The organism is Rhodoferax sp. LB1P47 (assembly GCF_056521445.1).
Window position 1 is genome coordinate 182,986 of record NZ_JBWMAU010000002.1, and the last position, 17,150, is coordinate 200,135.

Here is a 17,150-nt window from a genome sequence, read left to right on the forward strand (position 1 = left end):
CCCTTCCATAAAAATGCCCCCGCTGCCTGCGCGGGCGGCCACGCCATTTTTATCCCCTGAACACCTCACTTGGCAACACGGCCGTACCGGCCCGGCAGGCCGATACAGCGTCCCGTTCGCCCCCAAACCCCAAGGACACCCATGCCTTTCATCCGCACCGTACTTTCTACCGCCGCCCTCAGCGCCCTGCTGCTCACGGCCCACGCCCAGGCGGCCGACACGCCGATCTACACCATCCAGGGCAGCACCAGCAGCAGCCCGCTGGTGGGCCAAACGGTCACCACCACCGGCGTGGTAACAAAGGTCAACAACAACAGCTTTTACCTGCAAGACCTGGTGGGCGACGGCAACCCGGCTACATCAGACGGCATTTTGGTATTCACCAGCAGCGCCCCCACGGTGGCGGTAGGCAACCTGGTGCGGCTGACCGGCCGCGTGGTTGAGTTCAACACCGGCGCAGCGGCCAATGCCGACACGGCGGCCCACACCGTGACCCAGCTGAGCACTATCACCGACCTGTCCGTCATCGGCACTGGCCAAAGCATTGCACCCGTGGTGCTAACCCTGCCGCTGGCAGACGGCGACGACCTGGAGCGCTTTGAGGGCATGCTGGTCACCGTCAACGGGCCGCTAACCGCATCGCAAAACTACTTCCAGGGCCGCTACGGCCAGCTCACCTTGTCGGCCCAGGGCCGGCTGGAGAACCCCACCAACCGCCTGCGCCCCGGCGCTGCCGCACTGGCCCTGAACGCCGCCAACGCCCGCCGCAGCTTCATTCTGGACGACGGCAGCAGCCTGCAAAACCCCAACCCCATGCCCTATGTGGGCGCGGACAACACCTTGCGCGCAGGCGACACCGTGGCGGCGGTGACCGGCGTGCTCGACTACGGCCTGGCCACCGCCACCAACACCGACTACGGCTCCTACAAAATCCACCCCACCGTGGCCCCGGTGTTCAGCCGCCAAAACGCCCGCACCACCGCGCCCGAAGCGGTGGGCGGCAACATCCGCCTGGCCAGCTTCAACGTGCTGAACTTCTTTACCACCTTCACCACCGGGGCCACGGCCTCCGGCCAAACCGGCCAAGGCTGCACGCTGGGTACCAGCAACGTGCGCAGCAACTGCCGGGGCGCCAACAGCCTGGCCGAATTTGAGCGCCAGCGCGCCAAGATCGTGGAAGCCCTGGCCGCCATCAACGCCGACGCGGTGGGCCTGATGGAAATCCAGAACAACGGCAGCACTGCGCCGCAAAACCTGGTCGATGCGCTCAACGCCCGCCTGGGTGCCACCACCTACGCCGTGGTGCCCGACCCCAGCACCGGCACCGGCACCGACGCCATCAAGGTGGCCATGATCTACAAGCCCGCCCGGCTGGGCCGCGTAGGCGATGCCACCAGCGATGCCAGCGCCATCCACAACCGCCCGCCCCTGGCCCAGACCTTTACCGCCGCCAATGGCGAACGCTTCACCCTGGTGGTCAACCACTTCAAGTCCAAAAGCTGTGGCGATGCCGCCGGTGTGGATGCCGACCAGGGCGACCTGCAAGGCTGCTGGAACAGCACCCGCCTGCAACAGGCCCAGGCGCTGCGCAGCTTTGTCGGCAGCCTGCAAATCCGCAGTGCCAGCAACGACGTGCTGCTGGTGGGCGACTTCAACGCCTACGGCCAGGAAGACCCGGTTAACCACCTGACCAGCAACGGCTTTGTGGACCAGATTGGCCGCTTCAGCAGCTTTGGCTACTCGTACGTGTTCAACGGCGCGGCGGGTCGGCTCGACCACGCCATCACCACCGCCAGCATGTCGCCCAAAGTGGCCCGCGCCACCGAGTGGCACATCAACGCGGATGAGCCCTCGGTGCTGGACTACAACCTCGAATTCAAACAGCCCGCCTGCGCTGCCTGCGGCCCCGACCTGTACAGCGCCACCGCCTACCGCTCCTCTGACCACGACCCCGTGGTGCTGGGCCTGAACCTGTACAAAACCATCACCGGCACGGCGGGCCGCGACACCTTGACCGGCACGGCAGGTGACGACCTGCTGGTGGGCGGCGCCGGTGCCGACACCCTGAGCGGCGGCGCAGGCCGCAACCTGTTTGCCATCACCCATTTGCGCGATGCAGGCGACACCATCACCGACTTTGTGCCCGGCAAAGACCAGCTCGACCTGCGCCTGCTGCTGGCCAGCCTGGGCTATGCAGCCGACGCACCCGGTGCCGAGAGCCTGCTGCGCGTACTGCCCAACGGCGCCCACAGCGTGCTGCAATTCAGCGCCAGCGGTGCCTGGCGCTCGCTGGCCACGCTGCAAAACCTGGCCCCTGTGGACATTCAAATCACCCGCGACATCGTGCTGCGCTAACCCTTCACACCCCCATTCACCATGAACTTCCTCTCCAAAACCACCCTGGCCCTTACCCTGATCGCCGCCCTGTGCGGCACCGCGCAGGCCAGCATCGTCAACGGCAACTTCGACTCCGGCCTGTCCGGCTGGGGCACCCTGGGAGACGCCAGCGTGCAAGGCGGCCAGCTCACACTGAACACCAGCACCGTGGTGGCCGACGATATGGACGCACTGGGCAACCCCATCGCCACGCTCAACCGCTCGGGTACCGATGCGGCGGATGCCAGCCTGCTGACCACGGCCACCGCCCTGGCCGCCGGTGCGCTGGACGTGTCGATGTTCGATACCGCCACCGAGGGTGCGCTGGCCCTGCAAAGCTTTAGCGCCAACGCCGGCCAGACCTTGAGCTTTCTGTGGAACTTTGGCACCCGCGACATCTTTGCCGACTACGCCTTTCTGGTGCTCGACGGCGTGCTGGTCCGCTTGGCCGGGTCGTCCGATGCCACACTCTCCAGCACCGGCGACGCCCTGCTGGAAACCGGCTTCAGCCTTTACAGCCTGACCCTGGGCAGCAGCGGCAGCCACAGCCTGGCGTTTGGCGTGGTGGACGTGGGCGACACGTCCGTGCTGTCCATGCTGAGCATCGACCAGGTGCAACTTAGCCAAAGCAACGACGTGCCTGAACCCGCATCGCTGGCCCTGGTGGCCCTGGGCCTGGGCCTGCTGGGCGGCCGAAAGCTCAAAGCCTTTTAGGCCTATAGCGCATATTCCACCTGCGGTAAATGCTATTTAATTTATAGCAAATTACCCCACCACCACAGTGTGCGGTGCGATGGTGGCGCGAACAGCTCGCTACAGAGGCAGGGTGTTTGCGCCCTACTTCCAGTCCTTACCCGGTGCGCCCCTGCCTATATTGATTTCAAGGGCGGCGTACCGATATAGAGCTGGAGAAGGAACGCATATGGGCAACATTCACCAAGACCTGGGCGGCCAAGTGCTGCTAGAGGTGGACTTCAAATGGCTGATGGCCGGCCAAGGCTACGCCGTGGACCCAGACCGCCTACTGCGCGACCCCGCCTACGCCCACACCTGCCTGCAATGTGCCCAGCGCTCCAGCTGCATCGCACTGCAAGAATGCGCACTGTGCCTACAGGCGGTGCTGGCGCAGGCCATCCACTAATTTTTAGACTGCCGGGCCAAGCGCAGCGCCAGCACACTCAGTGCGTCGTAGGCCGCACCCGCCTGCACATCCCACGCCTGCACCGCCAGCGCCTGGCGGGCGATGGCGGCGGTGTCGCCCCTTGCAGCCGGGCCGGTCAAGGCGGCAGCCGGGCCCAGCGTGGTGATGTTGTGTACCGCGTGGGCCAGCAGCTTGGCACGCAAATCGGGAATAAATTCAGCAGGCACACCCACCGCCCGCCACGCGTCTTCGGCCACGCTTTGCAGCACCGGCAGGAAGTTGGTGGCAAACACCGCCGCCGCGTGGTACAGCAGCTTGTGCTCCGTGGCCACGCCAAAACAGCGCGCGCCAATCGCCGTAAACGCCGCGTCCAGCAGGCCGCAAGCGTGGGGCTGCCCCTCCAGCGCGCAAGTCGTGCCGGGGAACTGCGCCACGGCCGCCTCCACCGAGGCAAAACTCAAAATACAGTGCGCACTGGCCGTCTGCCAGCCCAGCGCGGCCAAGGGGGCCAACTGCGCACTGCCCAAAGCGCCACTGCAATGGAAGGCCACGGTGTGCGTGCCCGGCGATGCCGCCAACGCCAGCGCCTGCGCCGCCTGCGGCAATTGCGCATCGGGCACGGCCAACATCCACACATCCGCCGGGCGCATGGCCCGCGCATCCGCCACCGGCGTGCCCGCTCCAATGGCCACACAAGCGGCCTGCGCACTGCCGGGCGTGGTGGTCAGCACATCTTGTATGGCAAACGTCGCCTGCTGCTGCCACAGCCGCGCCAGCGTCTGCCCCACGCGGCCAGCGCCTACCAGGTTGAGTGTTTTCACGGGAATGGCTTTCTGTAAGGGAGCGGGCAGAGAGGGGGCCGATTTTGCCAAAGATGCGGGGGTGGGCAGCGGGATAAATGCTATTTTTTTAATAGCTGCTTACGCAGATAAAACATGCGCTAGAAGCCTAAAAAGCTTGAAACTCACCCCGCCCCCCGTTATACCGGTCCACCTTGCGCATGCCCGATGCATCGCCCGGCACGGGGCGTTGCAAGGCCTCTTGCCCGCGCTGGTAGCCGTATTGCCATTGCGCTTGCATCGTCTGCACGTAGCCCGCGTAGTCGGTGGGCTGGGCCAGCACGATGCGGTTGCGCCACCACGCCAACTGCCTTTGCACCGGCTGCACGGGCAGCGCGGCAGCTACGTCGGAGGTGTCGAACCATACGTCGGCCCCCAGGGCGTTGCATTGGGCGTTGACATGGCGCAGGCGCTGGTTGCCGTCTAGCCCCAGCACGGCACGCCAGGCGGGGATTTCGAAGTGCTGGTCGAACGATTCCTTGAATTCCAGCATCACCGTGTCGGCCAGCCGGTGCGCCAGCTCGATGGGGAACAGGTCCACCACGCCGCCGAGGTAGTGGTCGGCCCCATGCCGGTAGGTGGGGAAGTAGTAGAAGTCGGTGATGGCCATGCGCGCGGCGGCATCCAGCGCCAAGCTGGTGTCGGTCTGCACGCCGGGCGCAAGTGCGTGGTCGCCCCAGCATGGGTCGGCAAACGGCGACGCCATGCCCTGCACCAGGGCCGCCACACGCGATGGGCCGAAGACAGTTTGCGCAAACAGCTTGCGGCCGCCCCGCGCCTGGCCGACTTCCGCCGGGCCAAACAGCAGCTTGCCGCCGATGGTGGCCACCGTCACTTCCGACTGGGCCGCAGGCGGCGGCAGGGGCAAAACCGGGGGGACTTCAAACAGGTAGTCGGTGAACAGGTCCGGCACGCGCGGTGCGGGCTGGCGCGACAGTTTGCGCTGGGCGGCCCCGCGCAAGGCGGTGCTGATGCGGGCTTGCGGTGCCGACTGCAAGCTGCCCCAGAACTGGTACATCTGCGGCGAGCACAGCCAGGCCATGCGCTGCGCATCGTCCGGCAGCGCCTGGATAATGGCCGCCGCAATCGCCCCGCCACAGGTGGCCAGCAGCAGATCGGGCGCACGGCCCGCATCGCGCGCAGCGGCATGCATGCCCAGATAGATGCCGAAGCGGAAACCGCCCCCGGCGAAGACCATGCAGCGTTGGTATTTAACCTGGTGGTTACCGTGGTTGTTAAGGGGTGTGGGGTGCATGCGGGGACGATAACCGACGCTGCACCCTGCTCTAGCCGATGGCGGCGTAGGCCCCTGTGCCTTCCGGCCAGGGGGTCAACAGCTCGAACCCGGTGTCGGTCACGGCCACCATGTGCTCCCACTGGGCGGAGAGCGAATGGTCTTTGGTCACCACGGTCCAGCCGTCGGGCAGCTCTTTGGTGTCGCGCTTGCCGGCGTTGACCATGGGTTCGATGGTGAAAATCATGCCCGTCTCCAGCCGCAGCCCCTGGCCGCGCTGGCCGTAGTGCGACACATGGGGGGCATCGTGGTAGATCTGACCGATGCCGTGGCCGCCGTACTCGCGCACCACGCTGAAGTGCTCGCGGTGCGCCACGGTCTGGATCGCGTGGCCGATGTCACCCAGAGTGGCGCCCGGCTTGACCTGCAAAATGCCCGCGCGCATCGCCTCGTAGGTGGTGGCCACCAGACGCTTGGCCAGCGGGCTGGGTTCGCCCACAAAGTACATGCGGCTGCAATCGCCAAACCAGCCGTCTTTGATGATGGCCACGTCGATGTTGACGATGTCGCCGCGCTTCAACACCTTGGCCGACGGAATGCCGTGGCAGATCACATGGTTGACCGATGCGCACACCGTCTTGGGATAGCCGTGGTAGCCGATGTTGGCGGGTACGGCATCCAGCACGTCCACGATGTAGTCATGGCAGATCTGGTCCAGCGCCTCGGTGGTGATGCCCGCCACCACGTGCGGGGTGATCATGTGCAGCACGCTGGCCGCCAAGTGCCCGGCACGGCGGGCCAGCGCCACTTCGGCCGGGCTGCGGATGGTGACGGGCTCGTCGTTCATGCTGCTCATGCCCGCGCCTTTTGCGGTAGTGCCGTGACCTGCGCTTCGGCCTGGATTTCATCCTGGATCAGCAGACGGCACAGCTCCCCGTACTTCAGCTCCGGGTGCAGCTCGCACATCATGCCAATGCGCAGCCAGTGCTCGGCCTGGGCGTTGATGGAGCGGTTTAAAGCGCCGCTGGCGATGCGCACGTTGGCGTGCATCGGTTCTGAAATTTTGACTAGGCCCAAGATGGCTCCAATATATGAAACGTTGATGTTTCGTATATTTTACCCAGCAGGGCTATTCGATGCAGAGGTCCAGCCTGGACACCAGTGCGCGGCTTTGGTCATTCATACCCACCACCTCCACCGCGCTGCCATGTTTGCGTAGCCGCTGGCAAATTTTATCGAGAGCAGTAACCGCCGTTACGTCCCAAAAGTGGGCTTGCGACAGGTCGATGGTGACGCGCCTGCCCACCACCTCCCGCACATCGAACGCATCCACCAGTAAGTCTGCCGAGGCAAAAAAGACCTGCCCGGCCACCCGGTAGGTCAGCGCGTCTTCTCCAATTTGGGTCACGGTCAAAAGTCGCGAGACCTTGAAGGTAAAAAACACCCCACTCAGCAGCACGCCCACCGCCACTCCGGCGGCGAGGTTATCGGTGGCCACCGTCACCGCCACCGTCACCAGCATCACCAAGCTGGACAGCTTGGGGTGCCGCAGCACAGCCCGCGCAGAGCCCCAATCCAGCGTAGAAGCCGACACCATCACCATGATGGCCACCAGTGCGGCCACCGGCACCTGCGCCACCCACGGCTTGAGCAGCACTATCAGAATCAACAGAAAGGCACCGGCAAACAGCGTGGACAACCGTCCCCGGCCGCCATAACGCACGTTGCTCACCGTCTGGCCAATCATCCCGCACCCGGCGATGCCCCCGAAAAGGCTGGCCGCCACATTGGCCAGACCCAGACCACTGCACTCGCGGTTTTTAGCGCTGGGCGTATCGGTCAGCTCGTCCACCACACTGGCCGTCATCAGCGACTCGAGCAGCCCCACCATCGCAATGGCGAAGGCAGGCAGCGCGATGAGCCGCAGCGTCTCCACCGAGAACGGCACCGAAGGCAGTGCAAACACCGGCAACGCGTCGGGCAACAGCCCCAAATCGGCCACAGTCATCAGCGGCAGGCCCAGCCATTGCCCCACCAGGGTCAGCACCACGATGCAGACCAGCGGCGACGGCACCGCCGTGGTGATGCGGGGCAGCCCGTAAATCACCAGCAGCCCCAGCCCCACCATGGCCCAGGTGGCGATATTGGCGCCGATAAGGTGCGGCATCTGCGCCGAGAAAATCAGAATCGCCAGCGCGTTCACAAACCCCGTGCGCACCGAGCCCGACACAAACCGCAGCAACACACCCAGTCGCAGCCAGCCAAACAGCATCTGCATCGCCCCGGCCAGCACGCCCGCCGCGAAAAGGTACTGCACCCCATGCGCATGCACGAGCGGTGCCGCCACCAAGGCCACCGAACCCGCCGCCGCCGACACCATCGCAGGCCGCCCGCCTGCGAAAGCAATAACGATGCTGATGACGAATGAGGCGAACAGCCCCACCATCGGGTCCACCCCGGCCACGAAGGAAAAGGCGATAACTTCAGGGATGAGGGCGAAGGTCGCCACCGCACCGGCCATCAGCTCACGCGGAATACTGGGCGCCCACTCGGCGCGAAAGGAATGGGGAAATTTGGACATGGCAAAACTGGCCCCGACAAGGAGCAAATCAAAAGGCGTGAACGGGTCAGGCAAGGGAACGAGGCATTCCGAGCCAAGCGAGGAAAGGGTGCCGGGCCTTTCAGGGCGGAGTCAGGCGCGAACAGCCCGACTGCCTACTGCATGCATCCCGCGTGATGCGGGCCAGTGTGAAGCTGTGGAACCGGGCCGCCATGCACGGGCGCAGGTACTGAACTGCGTTGGACGGGCGGTGGGTTGGGGGCATGGGGTGATTGTAAAAGGCGGGGGTGACGAGGCCCGCTGACCCGCAGCGCTAGCTCAACCAGCTTCCCCAACCGTGTGCTGCGCGGCGCGCGTGGGTGGCTAGCCACTGGCGGAAGGCATCGGGGGTTGGGGAAAAGCTCGGGGTCGGTGACATGGCGAAACCATAACCGACGCCCCCCAGTTCGCGACCAGCGCGATGCCCGGCGCAGCCGGGCCGATTCCGACCCCGCTCCCGGGTCCCCATCTGGTTGCGCCGAGGAGCACAGCTTTGGGCGGGAAAGGGCTGGCGTTGTTTGAGCCGCAGGCGAGTTTAGCCAGACCCCGCCCAAAGCGCACACCGCAGGTTCCCCGTAGCGCAAGCGGAGGGCGCAGACAGTTGGGGCGACGCATCCATGGTTACGCATCGATTGCGGAAAAGAACAAGTTACTTCGCCGCCGGGCGCATATCCCTGCCGGGGATGCTGGCTAGCTCCCAGAATGCGCCAATCCCGCCACTGTCCGTCACGGAGAACCGCCAGGAGGGGTCAGAGCCCCAATGCGGGCCACGACCACGCTTCTATCGCCAGCATCCGTTGCGCAATGGGGATCTGACCCCACCAGGCTCCGACCCCTCTGGCTCACGCCCGTTCGAGCGATGGGGATCGCTCCTCTTTTGATAGTAAAAAACAGGAGCTGTTTGTGCACACTCCATAAGCGCAAGCAGCCATTTTTACACCTGAAAATCGGCCTAAAAGCTTGAAAACTTTAGGAACCCACCCCCTGCGGCCCGGCAACGCCCTCTTCCACCAGCACGCAGCCCTTGCCGGTGCGTTTGCACTGGTCCGCCTCGCGCCAATAGCCGCCGTGGCTGATGCAACCGGTTTGGCAAATCACGCGGTCGGCGGCATCGGCGTGGGCTTGTAAATCTTCTGAAGACTCCGGCTCCAACTGCGCCAGACTTTCACGCAGCCAGGCCACCAGCGTGTCGCGCACGATGGCGCGGGCGCGCAGGCGCACGATCTGGGCTTGCAACACGGCGATCTGCTGCACGTGGTCCACCACCACCGCGCTCACCCGCGCCTGGGCGCTGGCCAGCATGCGCACCAGGGCGGCGTGTTCGCAGGCTACGTCGGACAGGGGCGGCTTCAAAGGCGGCTTGCGCGGGACGATGTGGATGCGGGCTTGCGTAATCAACATAAACAGCTCCTCTTCAGGCCATGAGTAATTGCAGACGGCCGTCCGCGTCGTGCACCGGGTGCACATCTACCTGCCAGATGCGGCGCACGGTGTCTACATCCAGCACCTGGGCGGGCGGGCCGTCGGCCTGGACCTGGCCGTCTTGCAGCAGCAGCACCTGGTCGGCGTAGCGCAGGGCCAGGTTCAGGTCGTGCAGCACGGCCACCACGCCCACGCCATGCTCGTGCGCCCAGCGGCGGGCCAGGCGCAGCACGGCATGCTGGTGGTGCACGTCCAACGAGGCGGTGGGTTCGTCCAGCAGCAGCCAGCGGCTATGGCCCTCGGGGGCAGGTTCCCAGATTTGCGCCAGCACCCGGGCCAGCTGGGCACGGGCGCGCTCGCCGCCGCTCAGGGTGTTGAGCACGCGGTGGGCCAGAGCCAGCACGCCGGTGGCCTGCATGGCACGCTGCACAATGTCGGTCTCGCCACTGTTGGGCTGCTGGCGGTGCGGGTAGCGGCCCAGCTCCACGACATCTTGCACGGTGTAGTCGAAGGCCACCGACAGGTCTTGCGGCAGCAGTGCACGGCGCCGGGCCAGAGCCTGGGCGGGGTAGCTGTCTAGCGTCTGGTTTTGCAGATAAACCTTGCCGTGGCTGGCCTTGCGCTGGCCACAGAGCAGCGACAGCAGCGTGGATTTACCCGCGCCGTTGGGCCCCAAGATGGCGGTAAACGCCCCCGTGGCGAACCGCGCTGTGAGCGAATGCAGCAGGGTGGCCCCGCCCACAATGCAGGACACCGCCTGCGCCTCCAAGTAATACGTCATACCCGTCCTTTGAACTGGCGCAGCAGCACCAAAAAGAAGGGTGCGCCCACCACGGCGGTCAGCACACCCAGCGGCAACTCGGCCGGTTGCACCACGGTGCGGGCCACGCTGTCGGCCAGCAGCACCAGGGCCGCGCCCAGCATGGCCGAGCCGGGCAGCACCACGCGGTGGTCCGGCCCGGCCACCAGGCGCACGCAGTGCGGAGCCAGCAGGCCGACGAAGCCGATCATCCCGGTGGTGGCGGTGACCGCCCCCACGGCCAGCGCGGTGACCACGATGGCCAGGCGCTTGGTGCGCTCCACATCCACGCCCAGCAACGCGGCCTGCGCCTCGCCCAATGCAATGGCATTTAAGGGCCTGGCGCAAGTAACACCTACGCACATAGCTACAAAAACAATAGCAAACACCAGCATGACGGCGCTCCAGCGTGCGCCACCCAGGCTGCCCAGCAGCCAGAACTGGATGCTGCGCAGCTGCTCGTCGCTGGCCAGAAAGGTCAAAGCGCCCATGCCCGCCCCGGCCAGCGCGTTGATACCCACGCCCGCCAGCAGCATCAGCCCCACCCGGGTGCCGCCCTCTGACTGGGCCAGCAGGTAGATCAGCGCCGTCACCGCCAGGCTGCCCGCAAAGGCCATGCTCACCAGGGTCCAGCTGCCCAGGCTGCGCGGCAAATCGGGAAAGTAGCGGCTGCCCAGCACGATGGTGATGCCCGCCGCCAGCGCCGCGCCGCTGCTCACCCCTATCAAACCGGGGTCGGCCAGCGGGTTGCGAAACAAGCCCTGCATCAGCGCGCCCGACAGGCCCAGCCCCGCACCCGCCGCCAGCCCCAGCAGCAGGCGCGGCAGGCGGATGTTGAGGAACACCAGCTGCTCGGATGAGCCGTCCAGCCCGCCAGACAGCAGCGCCCACAGCGTCCGGGCGATGTCGCCCACGCTGAGGGCATAGGCCCCGCGCGCGCTGGCGTTGAGCAGGCTCAGCACCACCAGGGCGCTGCCCAGCAGCAGCACATGGTGGCTGGACAGGCGGCGGGCGGGCAGGTTCATGCCTTGACCATCCGTTGGTGCAAGGCCAGCACCGTGGCAGGCAGGCGCGGACCAAAACCCAGCAACTCCAGCGCATCCAGATGCACCAGCGCCTTGGTTTTGAAGGCCGGGGTCAGGGCCAGCTCGGGGCGGGACCAGAACGTGGCCAGCCCGCCCTGGGCTGCTATGCCTTGGGTGGTGGTGAGGATCAGGTCGGGCGCGGCGGCGGCCATCGCTTCGGCGGTCATGGGGCGGTAACCCGCAAAGCCGTTCATCACATTCTGTGCGCCTACCAGCCGCAACATGGCATCGGCAGCGGTTTTTTCGCCCGCCACCTGCACGCTGGCGCTGTGCGACAAGATGAACAGCACGCGCGGTTTGCGGCCCTTGAACTGTGCCACTTGTTGCTGCACGCGGGCCCAGTCGGCATCCAGCTTGGCTTGCAGTGCACGGGCTTGGGTCTCGCGCCCGGCACCCCGCCCCACGGCTTGCAGCTTGCGCTGCACTTCGGCCCAGCTGTGGTCGGAGTCGATCAGCTCGACCTTGACCCCGGCGCTGCGCAACTGGTCCAGCACCACCGGTGGCCCGGCCTCGGTGGTGGCGATCACCGCGTCGGGCTTGAGCGCCAGCAGGCCCTCGGCCGACAGGGTGCGCATGTAGCCCACCTTGGCCGTGCTTTGCGCTGCCAGCGGGTACAGGCTGGTGGTGTCGGTGCCGACCAGTTGCGCCTCAGCGCCCAGGGCGTAGACGCATTCGGTGAGTGCGCCGCCCACCGTCACCAGCCGGGGGAGTTTGGCCGTCTGGGCCTGGAGCGCAGCAGGCGCAAGCGTAGCGCTGGCGACCCAGCTTAAGACGGCGCGGCGGCGGAGTAGGTTTTGCTTCATCAGAGGGTGTAGAGGGAAAAGTCATTCGTTGGGCAACTGGCCTACGGGCGCGAAGTCGGGGAGGTTTTGCCCCACGCGCCAGCACACGCCGCTGGGGTCAAAAAGCACAAAGTCGCGCATGCCCCAGGGCTGGTCTTCCAGCGGCGTGGGGGCGCGCACGCCGTAGCGCGTGGGCAAATCAAGCTGCTGCACATGGTCGAACCAGGCTTGCACGTCCACCACTTGCAGGTGCATTTGCAGGTTGTTGGCCAGGGCCGCATCGTAAAAATCTTGCAGCAAAAAGGCGCTGCGGCCGTGGTGAAAATAGCCTACGCCGCCGCCCTCGCTGGCCTGGGTAAAGCCCAGGTCGCGGTAGAACTGGCGCGACTGGGCGAAGTCCCGCGCGGGCACAAAGGCCTTGATCTCGACGGTGTCCAGGGTGCTCATGCGGGTAGCGCCTCCAGCGTGGGCAAGCCAGCCACCAGCTCGCGCCAGCTAGTGCGCTCGGGCTGGCCGGGCTTGCGTGCGCCGAAGAACATGGCCATCAGCTCGCCAGCGTGGTCAAAGGCTTCGACCGAGGTGACCACGCCGTCAGCGGTGGGTTTCTCCACCCGCCACACGTGGGCGATAGAGTCTTCGCGCAGGTGCAGGTTGAAGCTGGGGTCGATCACGTTGAGCCACTGGACTCCCCGGATGTCCATGGGCTCGATGCGTGTCACCGGGCCGGAGTGGATCTGGATGCAGCCCTTGCTGCCCACAAACACCATGATGGGCACGCCATCGAACGACGCGGATTGCAGCAGCTCGCGCAGCGCCATAGTGGACAGGCGCTCGGTAAACCGGCCCTGCACCAGGCGCAGGCTTTGCTGGCGCTCGGTGCCAAATTTTTTCAGCAGGCCGAAGAATTCGTGCGTGTCTTGCAGCGCGGCCCAGCCGGCGCCCAGCCCGGCCACGTCGATGTCGGCATCGGGCTGGGGCGGGGGTGCGGGCACGGCGGGTGTGAAGACGGCGGAGCTGGTGTCGGCGGTAAATCGCTGCACCACCGCCTCAAACGCGACGCGGTCGGTAGCATCGCGCTGGAATATCTTGTGCACCGCCAGGCCGTGGGCATCGAAGAATTGCAGGCTCACATTCGGGCGGTTCTGCGGATTCGCGGCCAGCTCGGTCACGGCAAACCCGGCATGCCAGTGGCCAAAGAACAGGCGCAGGTCGATGTCTTCGCCCAGCGCCAAACCCATGTTGCCATTCGGCCCCATCGCGGAGAGCTTGCGGTAGACACCGGTTTTCTCGTGCACGGTGCTCTGGTTGCGGGTCAGGCCCATCAGCGGGCCGCAGGGCTCCAGGGCTTTGAGCAGGTTGATCCACGGGCCGGTCAAAGCAATGGCCTTGGGTGGATAAGCGTGTTCGCCGCAATGGGCGGCCACGGCGGCACCTTCGCTGCTGCCGATGGATTCGGCGGCATCTTTGGCCCGCTTGCCACTGGCACGGGCAGCAGCAAAGGCGGCCCGCAGGTCTTCAAAAGTCGCAAATACAACGCTCATTGCATGGCCTCGGGGGTGGTGTGCCACAGGGGCGTGGCGGTGGGCAGGTGGGCGTGTTCGGCGGCGGTGCGGGCTGGGTGGGTCTGCTGCAGCCAGCGGGTGTGCAGGTTCCAGAGCAGGGTTTTGAAGTCGGGCGAGAGCATGGGGTGCTCGGACAGGCTGAGCAGGTTCTGCACGACTTTTTGCGCCATCTGGGTGCGGTGGTCGTCGCAGCAGCCTTGTACGTAGCCCGTCATGAGCGCCAGGGAGCTGGCCAGCAGGGCCTCGGCGCAGGGCATGGCGTATTCCTCGTCAGCGGCATGGTCAGTGAGATCAATGGAGCGGGACATGAAGGCCTCCGGTAGTTGAAGAGATGGTGGGCTAGGCACCCGCCACGCGGGCCGGTGTGGCTGGCTTGAAGAGGAGTTCACTATATGCGAATAATTCTCATTTGTCAAAATACACAAGGCCATGACAGCTACCGGGACTATAGGGTTAATACCAATAAACTATCGATGAGAGATATTTAATAGCTTATGATCCGTCTTGGCAGCAAAAGCAAATAGCCAGTAGCCATCCACCCATTTACCGTATTCAAAGGAAACACCATGTCCCTGATCAACACCGCAGTCCAGCCCTTCAAAACCGAAGCCTTCCACAACGGCAAGTTCATCACCGTGAGCAACGAAACCCTGCTGGGCAAGTGGAACGTGCTGATTTTTATGCCCGCAGCATTCACCTTCAACTGCCCCACCGAAATCGAAGATGCAGCCGACAACTACGCCGAATTCCAGAAGATGGGTGCCGAGGTCTACATCGTCACCACCGACACGCATTTCTCGCACAAGGTGTGGCATGAGACATCGCCTGCTGTGGGCAAGGCCAAGTTCCCACTGGTGGGCGACCCTACCCACACCCTGACCAACGCTTTCGGCGTGCACATCCCTGAAGAAGGCCTGGCACTGCGCGGCACCTTCATCATCAACCCCGAAGGTTTCATCAAGACGGCGGAAATCCATTCCAACGAAATCGCCCGCGACGTGAAAGAAACCGTGCGCAAGCTCAAGGCCGCCCAGTACACCGCCGCCCACCCTGGCCAAGTGTGCCCCGCCAAGTGGAACGAAGGCGCAGCCACCTTGACCCCATCGCTCGACTTGGTCGGCAAGATCTAAATCTGCGTAATTGACTAAACCCGCCGTTGGCTCACAAGGCTGGCGGCAGCATTGACTGAAAGAAATTTATGTTGGACGACAGCCTGAAGGCACAACTGAAGAGCTACCTCGAACGCGTCAAAAGCCCATTCGAGATCACAGCATCGCTGGACGACAGCAAAGGCGCAGATGAAATGCGCGGCCTGCTGGAGGACGTCGTGGCGTTGTCCGACAAAATTACCCTGAAGACCGACGGCACGGACGCACGCAAGCCGTCGTTTAGCCTGAACCGTATCGGCAGCGATATGAGCCTGCGCTTTGCGGCCATTCCTATGGGCCATGAATTCACCTCGTTGGTGCTGGCCCTGCTGTGGACCGGCGGCCACCCGCCCAAGGTAGAGGCCGGTGTGATTGAGAGCATCCAGGCACTGGATGGCGAGTTCAATTTCGAGGTCTACATGTCCCTCAGCTGCCACAACTGCCCGGACGTGGTGCAGGCGCTGACGCTGATGTCGGTGTTCAACCCCAAAATCAAAACCGTCATCATCGACGGCGCGCTATACCAAGATGAAGTCAACGCCCGGGAAGTGATGGCCGTGCCCAGCATCTACCTGAACGGCAGCCATTTCGGGTCGGGGCGCATGACGGTGGAAGAGATCGTTACCAAGCTCGACACCGGCGCTGCCGACAAAGACGCGGCCAAGCTTTCGGCCAAGGATGCCTTTGATGTGCTGGTGGTCGGCGGTGGCCCCGCAGGCGCAGCCGCAGCGGTGTATGCCGCCCGCAAAGGCATCCGCACCGGCATTGCCGCCGAGCGCTTTGGCGGGCAGGTAAACGACACGCTGGCCATTGAGAACTTCATCTCCGTGCTGGAAACCGATGGTCCCAAGTTCGCTATGGGCCTGGACGCGCACGTAAAGGCTTACGGCGTGGACGTGATGAATCTGCAACGCGGCGACAAGCTGATCCCGGCCACGACGCCCGGCGGCCTGGTCGAGGTGCAACTGGCCAACGGTGGCTCGCTGAAATCCAAAACCGTGATCGTGACCACCGGTGCGCGCTGGCGCAATGTCAACGTGCCCGGCGAACAAGAATACAAAAACAAGGGCGTAGCCTACTGCCCGCACTGCGACGGGCCGCTGTTCAAGGGCAAGCGCGTGGCCGTGATTGGCGGCGGTAACTCGGGTGTCGAGGCCGCCATCGACCTGGCCGGACTGGTGGCGCATGTGAGCTTGATCGAATACGGCGAGGCGCTGCGTGCCGATGCCGTGCTGGTCAAAAAGCTGCAAAGCCTGGCCAACGTCAGCGTCCATATGTCGGCGCAGACCACCGAGTTGACCGGTGATGGCAACAAGCTCAATGGCCTGACCTACACCGACCGCAAGAGCGGCCAAAGCCAGCACATCGCGCTGGAAGGCTGCTTCATACAGATCGGCCTGGTGCCCAACACCGAATGGCTCAAGGGCACCATCGAGCTGAGCAAGCACGGCGAGATCATCGTGGACAACCGGGGCCAGACATCGGTGCCGGGCGTGTTCGCCGCCGGTGACGCAACCACCGTGCCCTTCAAGCAGATCATCATCGCGGCGGGCGATGGGGCCAAGGCCGCACTGGGCGCGTTTGACTACCTGATCCGCAGCGCTGTTTAACGGCTAACGCTGCTCCATCAGCCGTTGCAGGGTGCATTGCAGCACCCGTGCATCGCTGCTGGCGCGGTGGCGCTGCACACCCAGCTCCTCGACCACCTGCTGCTTCACGTCGTGCCACTGCGCGGCTTCTTCTTCGCTCAGCAGGGAGCGCAGGTTCTCCAGCTTGAAGTACGGGCTCATGTCCACCGCTTCGAACAGCGCACCAATCCAGGTGAAGTCGTTTGCCCACCCGTCGGAATACACAGTTTGGCCGCGTAAGTGCTGGTTCAGTAGTTGCGCCACATCGCGTGCCGACTTGCCCGCCGTCTGCGCCAAGGCACGGGGAATGTGGTGCAGCTTCTCGGCCTCGGGGTCCCAATGCAACCAGTCCGGCTCGGGGCGAATCAAGGTACAAAAAGTCTGGCCATCCGGCAGGATGCAGCCCACCTCAATCGGGTAACTGCGCCGACCAAAGCCCGAGGCCTCGATATCGAGCACGGCGGGCATGGAGGTGGGTACAAGCATGCCCTCACTTTACATGGCGGCCATGTCGGGTCAATCCGTTACACCCCTT

At 64.8% G+C, this 17,150-nt stretch carries 19 protein-coding genes; 5 read left to right on the plus strand and 14 right to left on the minus strand.

Annotation, left to right across the window (positions count from 1 at the left end; all coding sequences use genetic code 11):
• The first annotated feature begins 141 nt into the window (after positions 1–141).
• The 3 genes from AC0969_RS04720 to AC0969_RS04730 all read left to right on the plus strand — a co-directional run bounded on the left by AC0969_RS04720 (position 142) and on the right by AC0969_RS04730 (position 3,517).
• Positions 142–2,355 (plus strand): ExeM/NucH family extracellular endonuclease, encoded by a 2,214-nt coding sequence (locus tag AC0969_RS04720; RefSeq protein ID WP_479622979.1) that lies wholly within the window; start codon positions 142–144, stop codon positions 2,353–2,355.
• Between the two features lie 21 nt (positions 2,356–2,376).
• A complete protein-coding gene (locus AC0969_RS04725) occupies positions 2,377–3,090 on the plus strand; it encodes a PEP-CTERM sorting domain-containing protein (RefSeq protein ID WP_479622980.1) in 714 nt (237 codons plus the stop codon).
• A gap of 208 nt (positions 3,091–3,298) precedes the next feature.
• On the plus strand, positions 3,299–3,517 hold the full coding sequence (locus AC0969_RS04730) for a hypothetical protein (protein WP_479622981.1): 219 nt from the start codon (positions 3,299–3,301) through the stop codon (positions 3,515–3,517).
• Here the strand turns inward: AC0969_RS04730 and AC0969_RS04735 are convergent.
• From AC0969_RS04735 to AC0969_RS04795, 13 genes are all read right to left on the minus strand, one after another.
• Entirely contained in the window at positions 3,514–4,338 is an 825-nt protein-coding gene (locus AC0969_RS04735; protein ID WP_479622982.1) for a Rossmann-like and DUF2520 domain-containing protein, read from the minus strand. The genes AC0969_RS04730 and AC0969_RS04735 overlap by 4 nt on opposite strands.
• 127 nt (positions 4,339–4,465) lie before the next feature.
• Complete coding sequence (locus tag AC0969_RS04740; RefSeq protein WP_479622983.1) at positions 4,466–5,611, minus strand: patatin-like phospholipase family protein; 1,146 nt, start codon at positions 5,609–5,611, stop codon at positions 4,466–4,468.
• A 31-nt stretch (positions 5,612–5,642) separates the two neighbouring features.
• Positions 5,643–6,446: a type I methionyl aminopeptidase gene (gene map, locus AC0969_RS04745; protein WP_479622984.1), complete on the minus strand. Its 804-nt coding sequence runs from the start codon at positions 6,444–6,446 to the stop codon at positions 5,643–5,645.
• Positions 6,443–6,667, minus strand: coding sequence for a ParD-like family protein (locus tag AC0969_RS04750; protein WP_479622985.1), 225 nt, complete (start codon positions 6,665–6,667; stop codon positions 6,443–6,445). The genes map and AC0969_RS04750 overlap by 4 nt, the downstream gene beginning before the upstream one ends.
• Before the next feature lie 52 nt (positions 6,668–6,719).
• Positions 6,720–8,171 (minus strand): SulP family inorganic anion transporter, encoded by a 1,452-nt coding sequence (locus tag AC0969_RS04755; protein WP_479622986.1) that lies wholly within the window; start codon positions 8,169–8,171, stop codon positions 6,720–6,722.
• Positions 8,172–8,271: 100 nt separating this feature from the next.
• Positions 8,272–8,415, minus strand: a complete 144-nt coding sequence (locus AC0969_RS04760) for a hypothetical protein (protein ID WP_479622987.1) — start codon at positions 8,413–8,415, stop codon at positions 8,272–8,274.
• Between the two features lie 743 nt (positions 8,416–9,158).
• Complete coding sequence (locus AC0969_RS04765) at positions 9,159–9,590, minus strand: hypothetical protein (RefSeq protein ID WP_479622988.1); 432 nt, start codon at positions 9,588–9,590, stop codon at positions 9,159–9,161.
• Between the two features lie 13 nt (positions 9,591–9,603).
• Positions 9,604–10,392 (minus strand): heme ABC transporter ATP-binding protein, encoded by a 789-nt coding sequence (locus tag AC0969_RS04770; protein ID WP_479622989.1) that lies wholly within the window; start codon positions 10,390–10,392, stop codon positions 9,604–9,606.
• Positions 10,389–11,435 carry a FecCD family ABC transporter permease gene (locus tag AC0969_RS04775; RefSeq protein WP_479622990.1) on the minus strand — a complete coding sequence of 349 codons (1,047 nt, stop codon included), beginning with the start codon at positions 11,433–11,435 and terminating at the stop codon, positions 10,389–10,391. The genes AC0969_RS04770 and AC0969_RS04775 overlap by 4 nt, the downstream gene beginning before the upstream one ends.
• Positions 11,432–12,298 (minus strand): heme/hemin ABC transporter substrate-binding protein, encoded by an 867-nt coding sequence (locus AC0969_RS04780; RefSeq protein ID WP_479622991.1) that lies wholly within the window; start codon positions 12,296–12,298, stop codon positions 11,432–11,434. Before AC0969_RS04780 ends, AC0969_RS04775 begins: the two co-directional genes overlap by 4 nt.
• A 21-nt stretch (positions 12,299–12,319) precedes the next feature.
• Complete coding sequence (locus tag AC0969_RS04785; protein WP_479622992.1) at positions 12,320–12,724, minus strand: VOC family protein; 405 nt, start codon at positions 12,722–12,724, stop codon at positions 12,320–12,322.
• Positions 12,721–13,818 carry a hemin-degrading factor gene (locus AC0969_RS04790; protein ID WP_479622993.1) on the minus strand — a complete coding sequence of 366 codons (1,098 nt, stop codon included), beginning with the start codon at positions 13,816–13,818 and terminating at the stop codon, positions 12,721–12,723. Before AC0969_RS04790 ends, AC0969_RS04785 begins: the two co-directional genes overlap by 4 nt.
• Positions 13,815–14,147, minus strand: a complete 333-nt coding sequence (locus tag AC0969_RS04795) for a hypothetical protein (RefSeq protein ID WP_479622994.1) — start codon at positions 14,145–14,147, stop codon at positions 13,815–13,817. Before AC0969_RS04795 ends, AC0969_RS04790 begins: the two co-directional genes overlap by 4 nt.
• A gap of 258 nt (positions 14,148–14,405) precedes the next feature.
• Between AC0969_RS04795 and ahpC the strand changes: the two genes are divergently transcribed.
• Together ahpC and ahpF are read left to right on the plus strand one after the other, a co-directional pair.
• Positions 14,406–14,969 carry an alkyl hydroperoxide reductase subunit C gene (ahpC, locus tag AC0969_RS04800; RefSeq protein WP_479622995.1) on the plus strand — a complete coding sequence of 188 codons (564 nt, stop codon included), beginning with the start codon at positions 14,406–14,408 and terminating at the stop codon, positions 14,967–14,969.
• Positions 14,970–15,037: 68 nt separating this feature from the next.
• On the plus strand, positions 15,038–16,597 hold the full coding sequence (ahpF, locus tag AC0969_RS04805) for an alkyl hydroperoxide reductase subunit F (protein ID WP_479622996.1): 1,560 nt from the start codon (positions 15,038–15,040) through the stop codon (positions 16,595–16,597).
• A gap of 3 nt (positions 16,598–16,600) precedes the next feature.
• On the opposite strand, the gene AC0969_RS04810 is transcribed toward ahpF, so the two are convergent.
• Positions 16,601–17,101 (minus strand): 3'-5' exonuclease, encoded by a 501-nt coding sequence (locus AC0969_RS04810; RefSeq protein ID WP_479622997.1) that lies wholly within the window; start codon positions 17,099–17,101, stop codon positions 16,601–16,603.
• Positions 17,102–17,150 lie beyond the last annotated feature (49 nt).

Excerpts from the sequence above, each read along its gene's own strand:
- AC0969_RS04755 (WP_479622986.1), bottom strand. The coding sequence starts at position 8,171 with ATGTCCAAATTTCCCCATTCCTTTCGCGCCGAGTGGGCGCCCAGTATT.
- ahpC (WP_479622995.1), top strand. The coding sequence starts at position 14,406 with ATGTCCCTGATCAACACCGCAGTCCAGCCCTTCAAAACCGAAGCCTTC.
- AC0969_RS04765 (WP_479622988.1), bottom strand. The coding sequence starts at position 9,590 with ATGTTGATTACGCAAGCCCGCATCCACATCGTCCCGCGCAAGCCGCCT.
- AC0969_RS04780 (WP_479622991.1), bottom strand. The coding sequence starts at position 12,298 with ATGAAGCAAAACCTACTCCGCCGCCGCGCCGTCTTAAGCTGGGTCGCC.
- AC0969_RS04770 (WP_479622989.1), bottom strand. The coding sequence starts at position 10,392 with ATGACGTATTACTTGGAGGCGCAGGCGGTGTCCTGCATTGTGGGCGGG.
- AC0969_RS04810 (WP_479622997.1), bottom strand. The coding sequence starts at position 17,101 with ATGCTTGTACCCACCTCCATGCCCGCCGTGCTCGATATCGAGGCCTCG.
- ahpF (WP_479622996.1), top strand. The coding sequence starts at position 15,038 with ATGTTGGACGACAGCCTGAAGGCACAACTGAAGAGCTACCTCGAACGC.
- AC0969_RS04795 (WP_479622994.1), bottom strand. The coding sequence starts at position 14,147 with ATGTCCCGCTCCATTGATCTCACTGACCATGCCGCTGACGAGGAATAC.
- AC0969_RS04790 (WP_479622993.1), bottom strand. The coding sequence starts at position 13,818 with ATGAGCGTTGTATTTGCGACTTTTGAAGACCTGCGGGCCGCCTTTGCT.
- AC0969_RS04740 (WP_479622983.1), bottom strand. The coding sequence starts at position 5,611 with ATGCACCCCACACCCCTTAACAACCACGGTAACCACCAGGTTAAATAC.
- AC0969_RS04760 (WP_479622987.1), bottom strand. The coding sequence starts at position 8,415 with ATGCCCCCAACCCACCGCCCGTCCAACGCAGTTCAGTACCTGCGCCCG.
- AC0969_RS04730 (WP_479622981.1), top strand. The coding sequence starts at position 3,299 with ATGGGCAACATTCACCAAGACCTGGGCGGCCAAGTGCTGCTAGAGGTG.
- map (WP_479622984.1), bottom strand. The coding sequence starts at position 6,446 with ATGAGCAGCATGAACGACGAGCCCGTCACCATCCGCAGCCCGGCCGAA.
- AC0969_RS04725 (WP_479622980.1), top strand. The coding sequence starts at position 2,377 with ATGAACTTCCTCTCCAAAACCACCCTGGCCCTTACCCTGATCGCCGCC.
- AC0969_RS04785 (WP_479622992.1), bottom strand. The coding sequence starts at position 12,724 with ATGAGCACCCTGGACACCGTCGAGATCAAGGCCTTTGTGCCCGCGCGG.
- AC0969_RS04720 (WP_479622979.1), top strand. The coding sequence starts at position 142 with ATGCCTTTCATCCGCACCGTACTTTCTACCGCCGCCCTCAGCGCCCTG.
- AC0969_RS04775 (WP_479622990.1), bottom strand. The coding sequence starts at position 11,435 with ATGAACCTGCCCGCCCGCCGCCTGTCCAGCCACCATGTGCTGCTGCTG.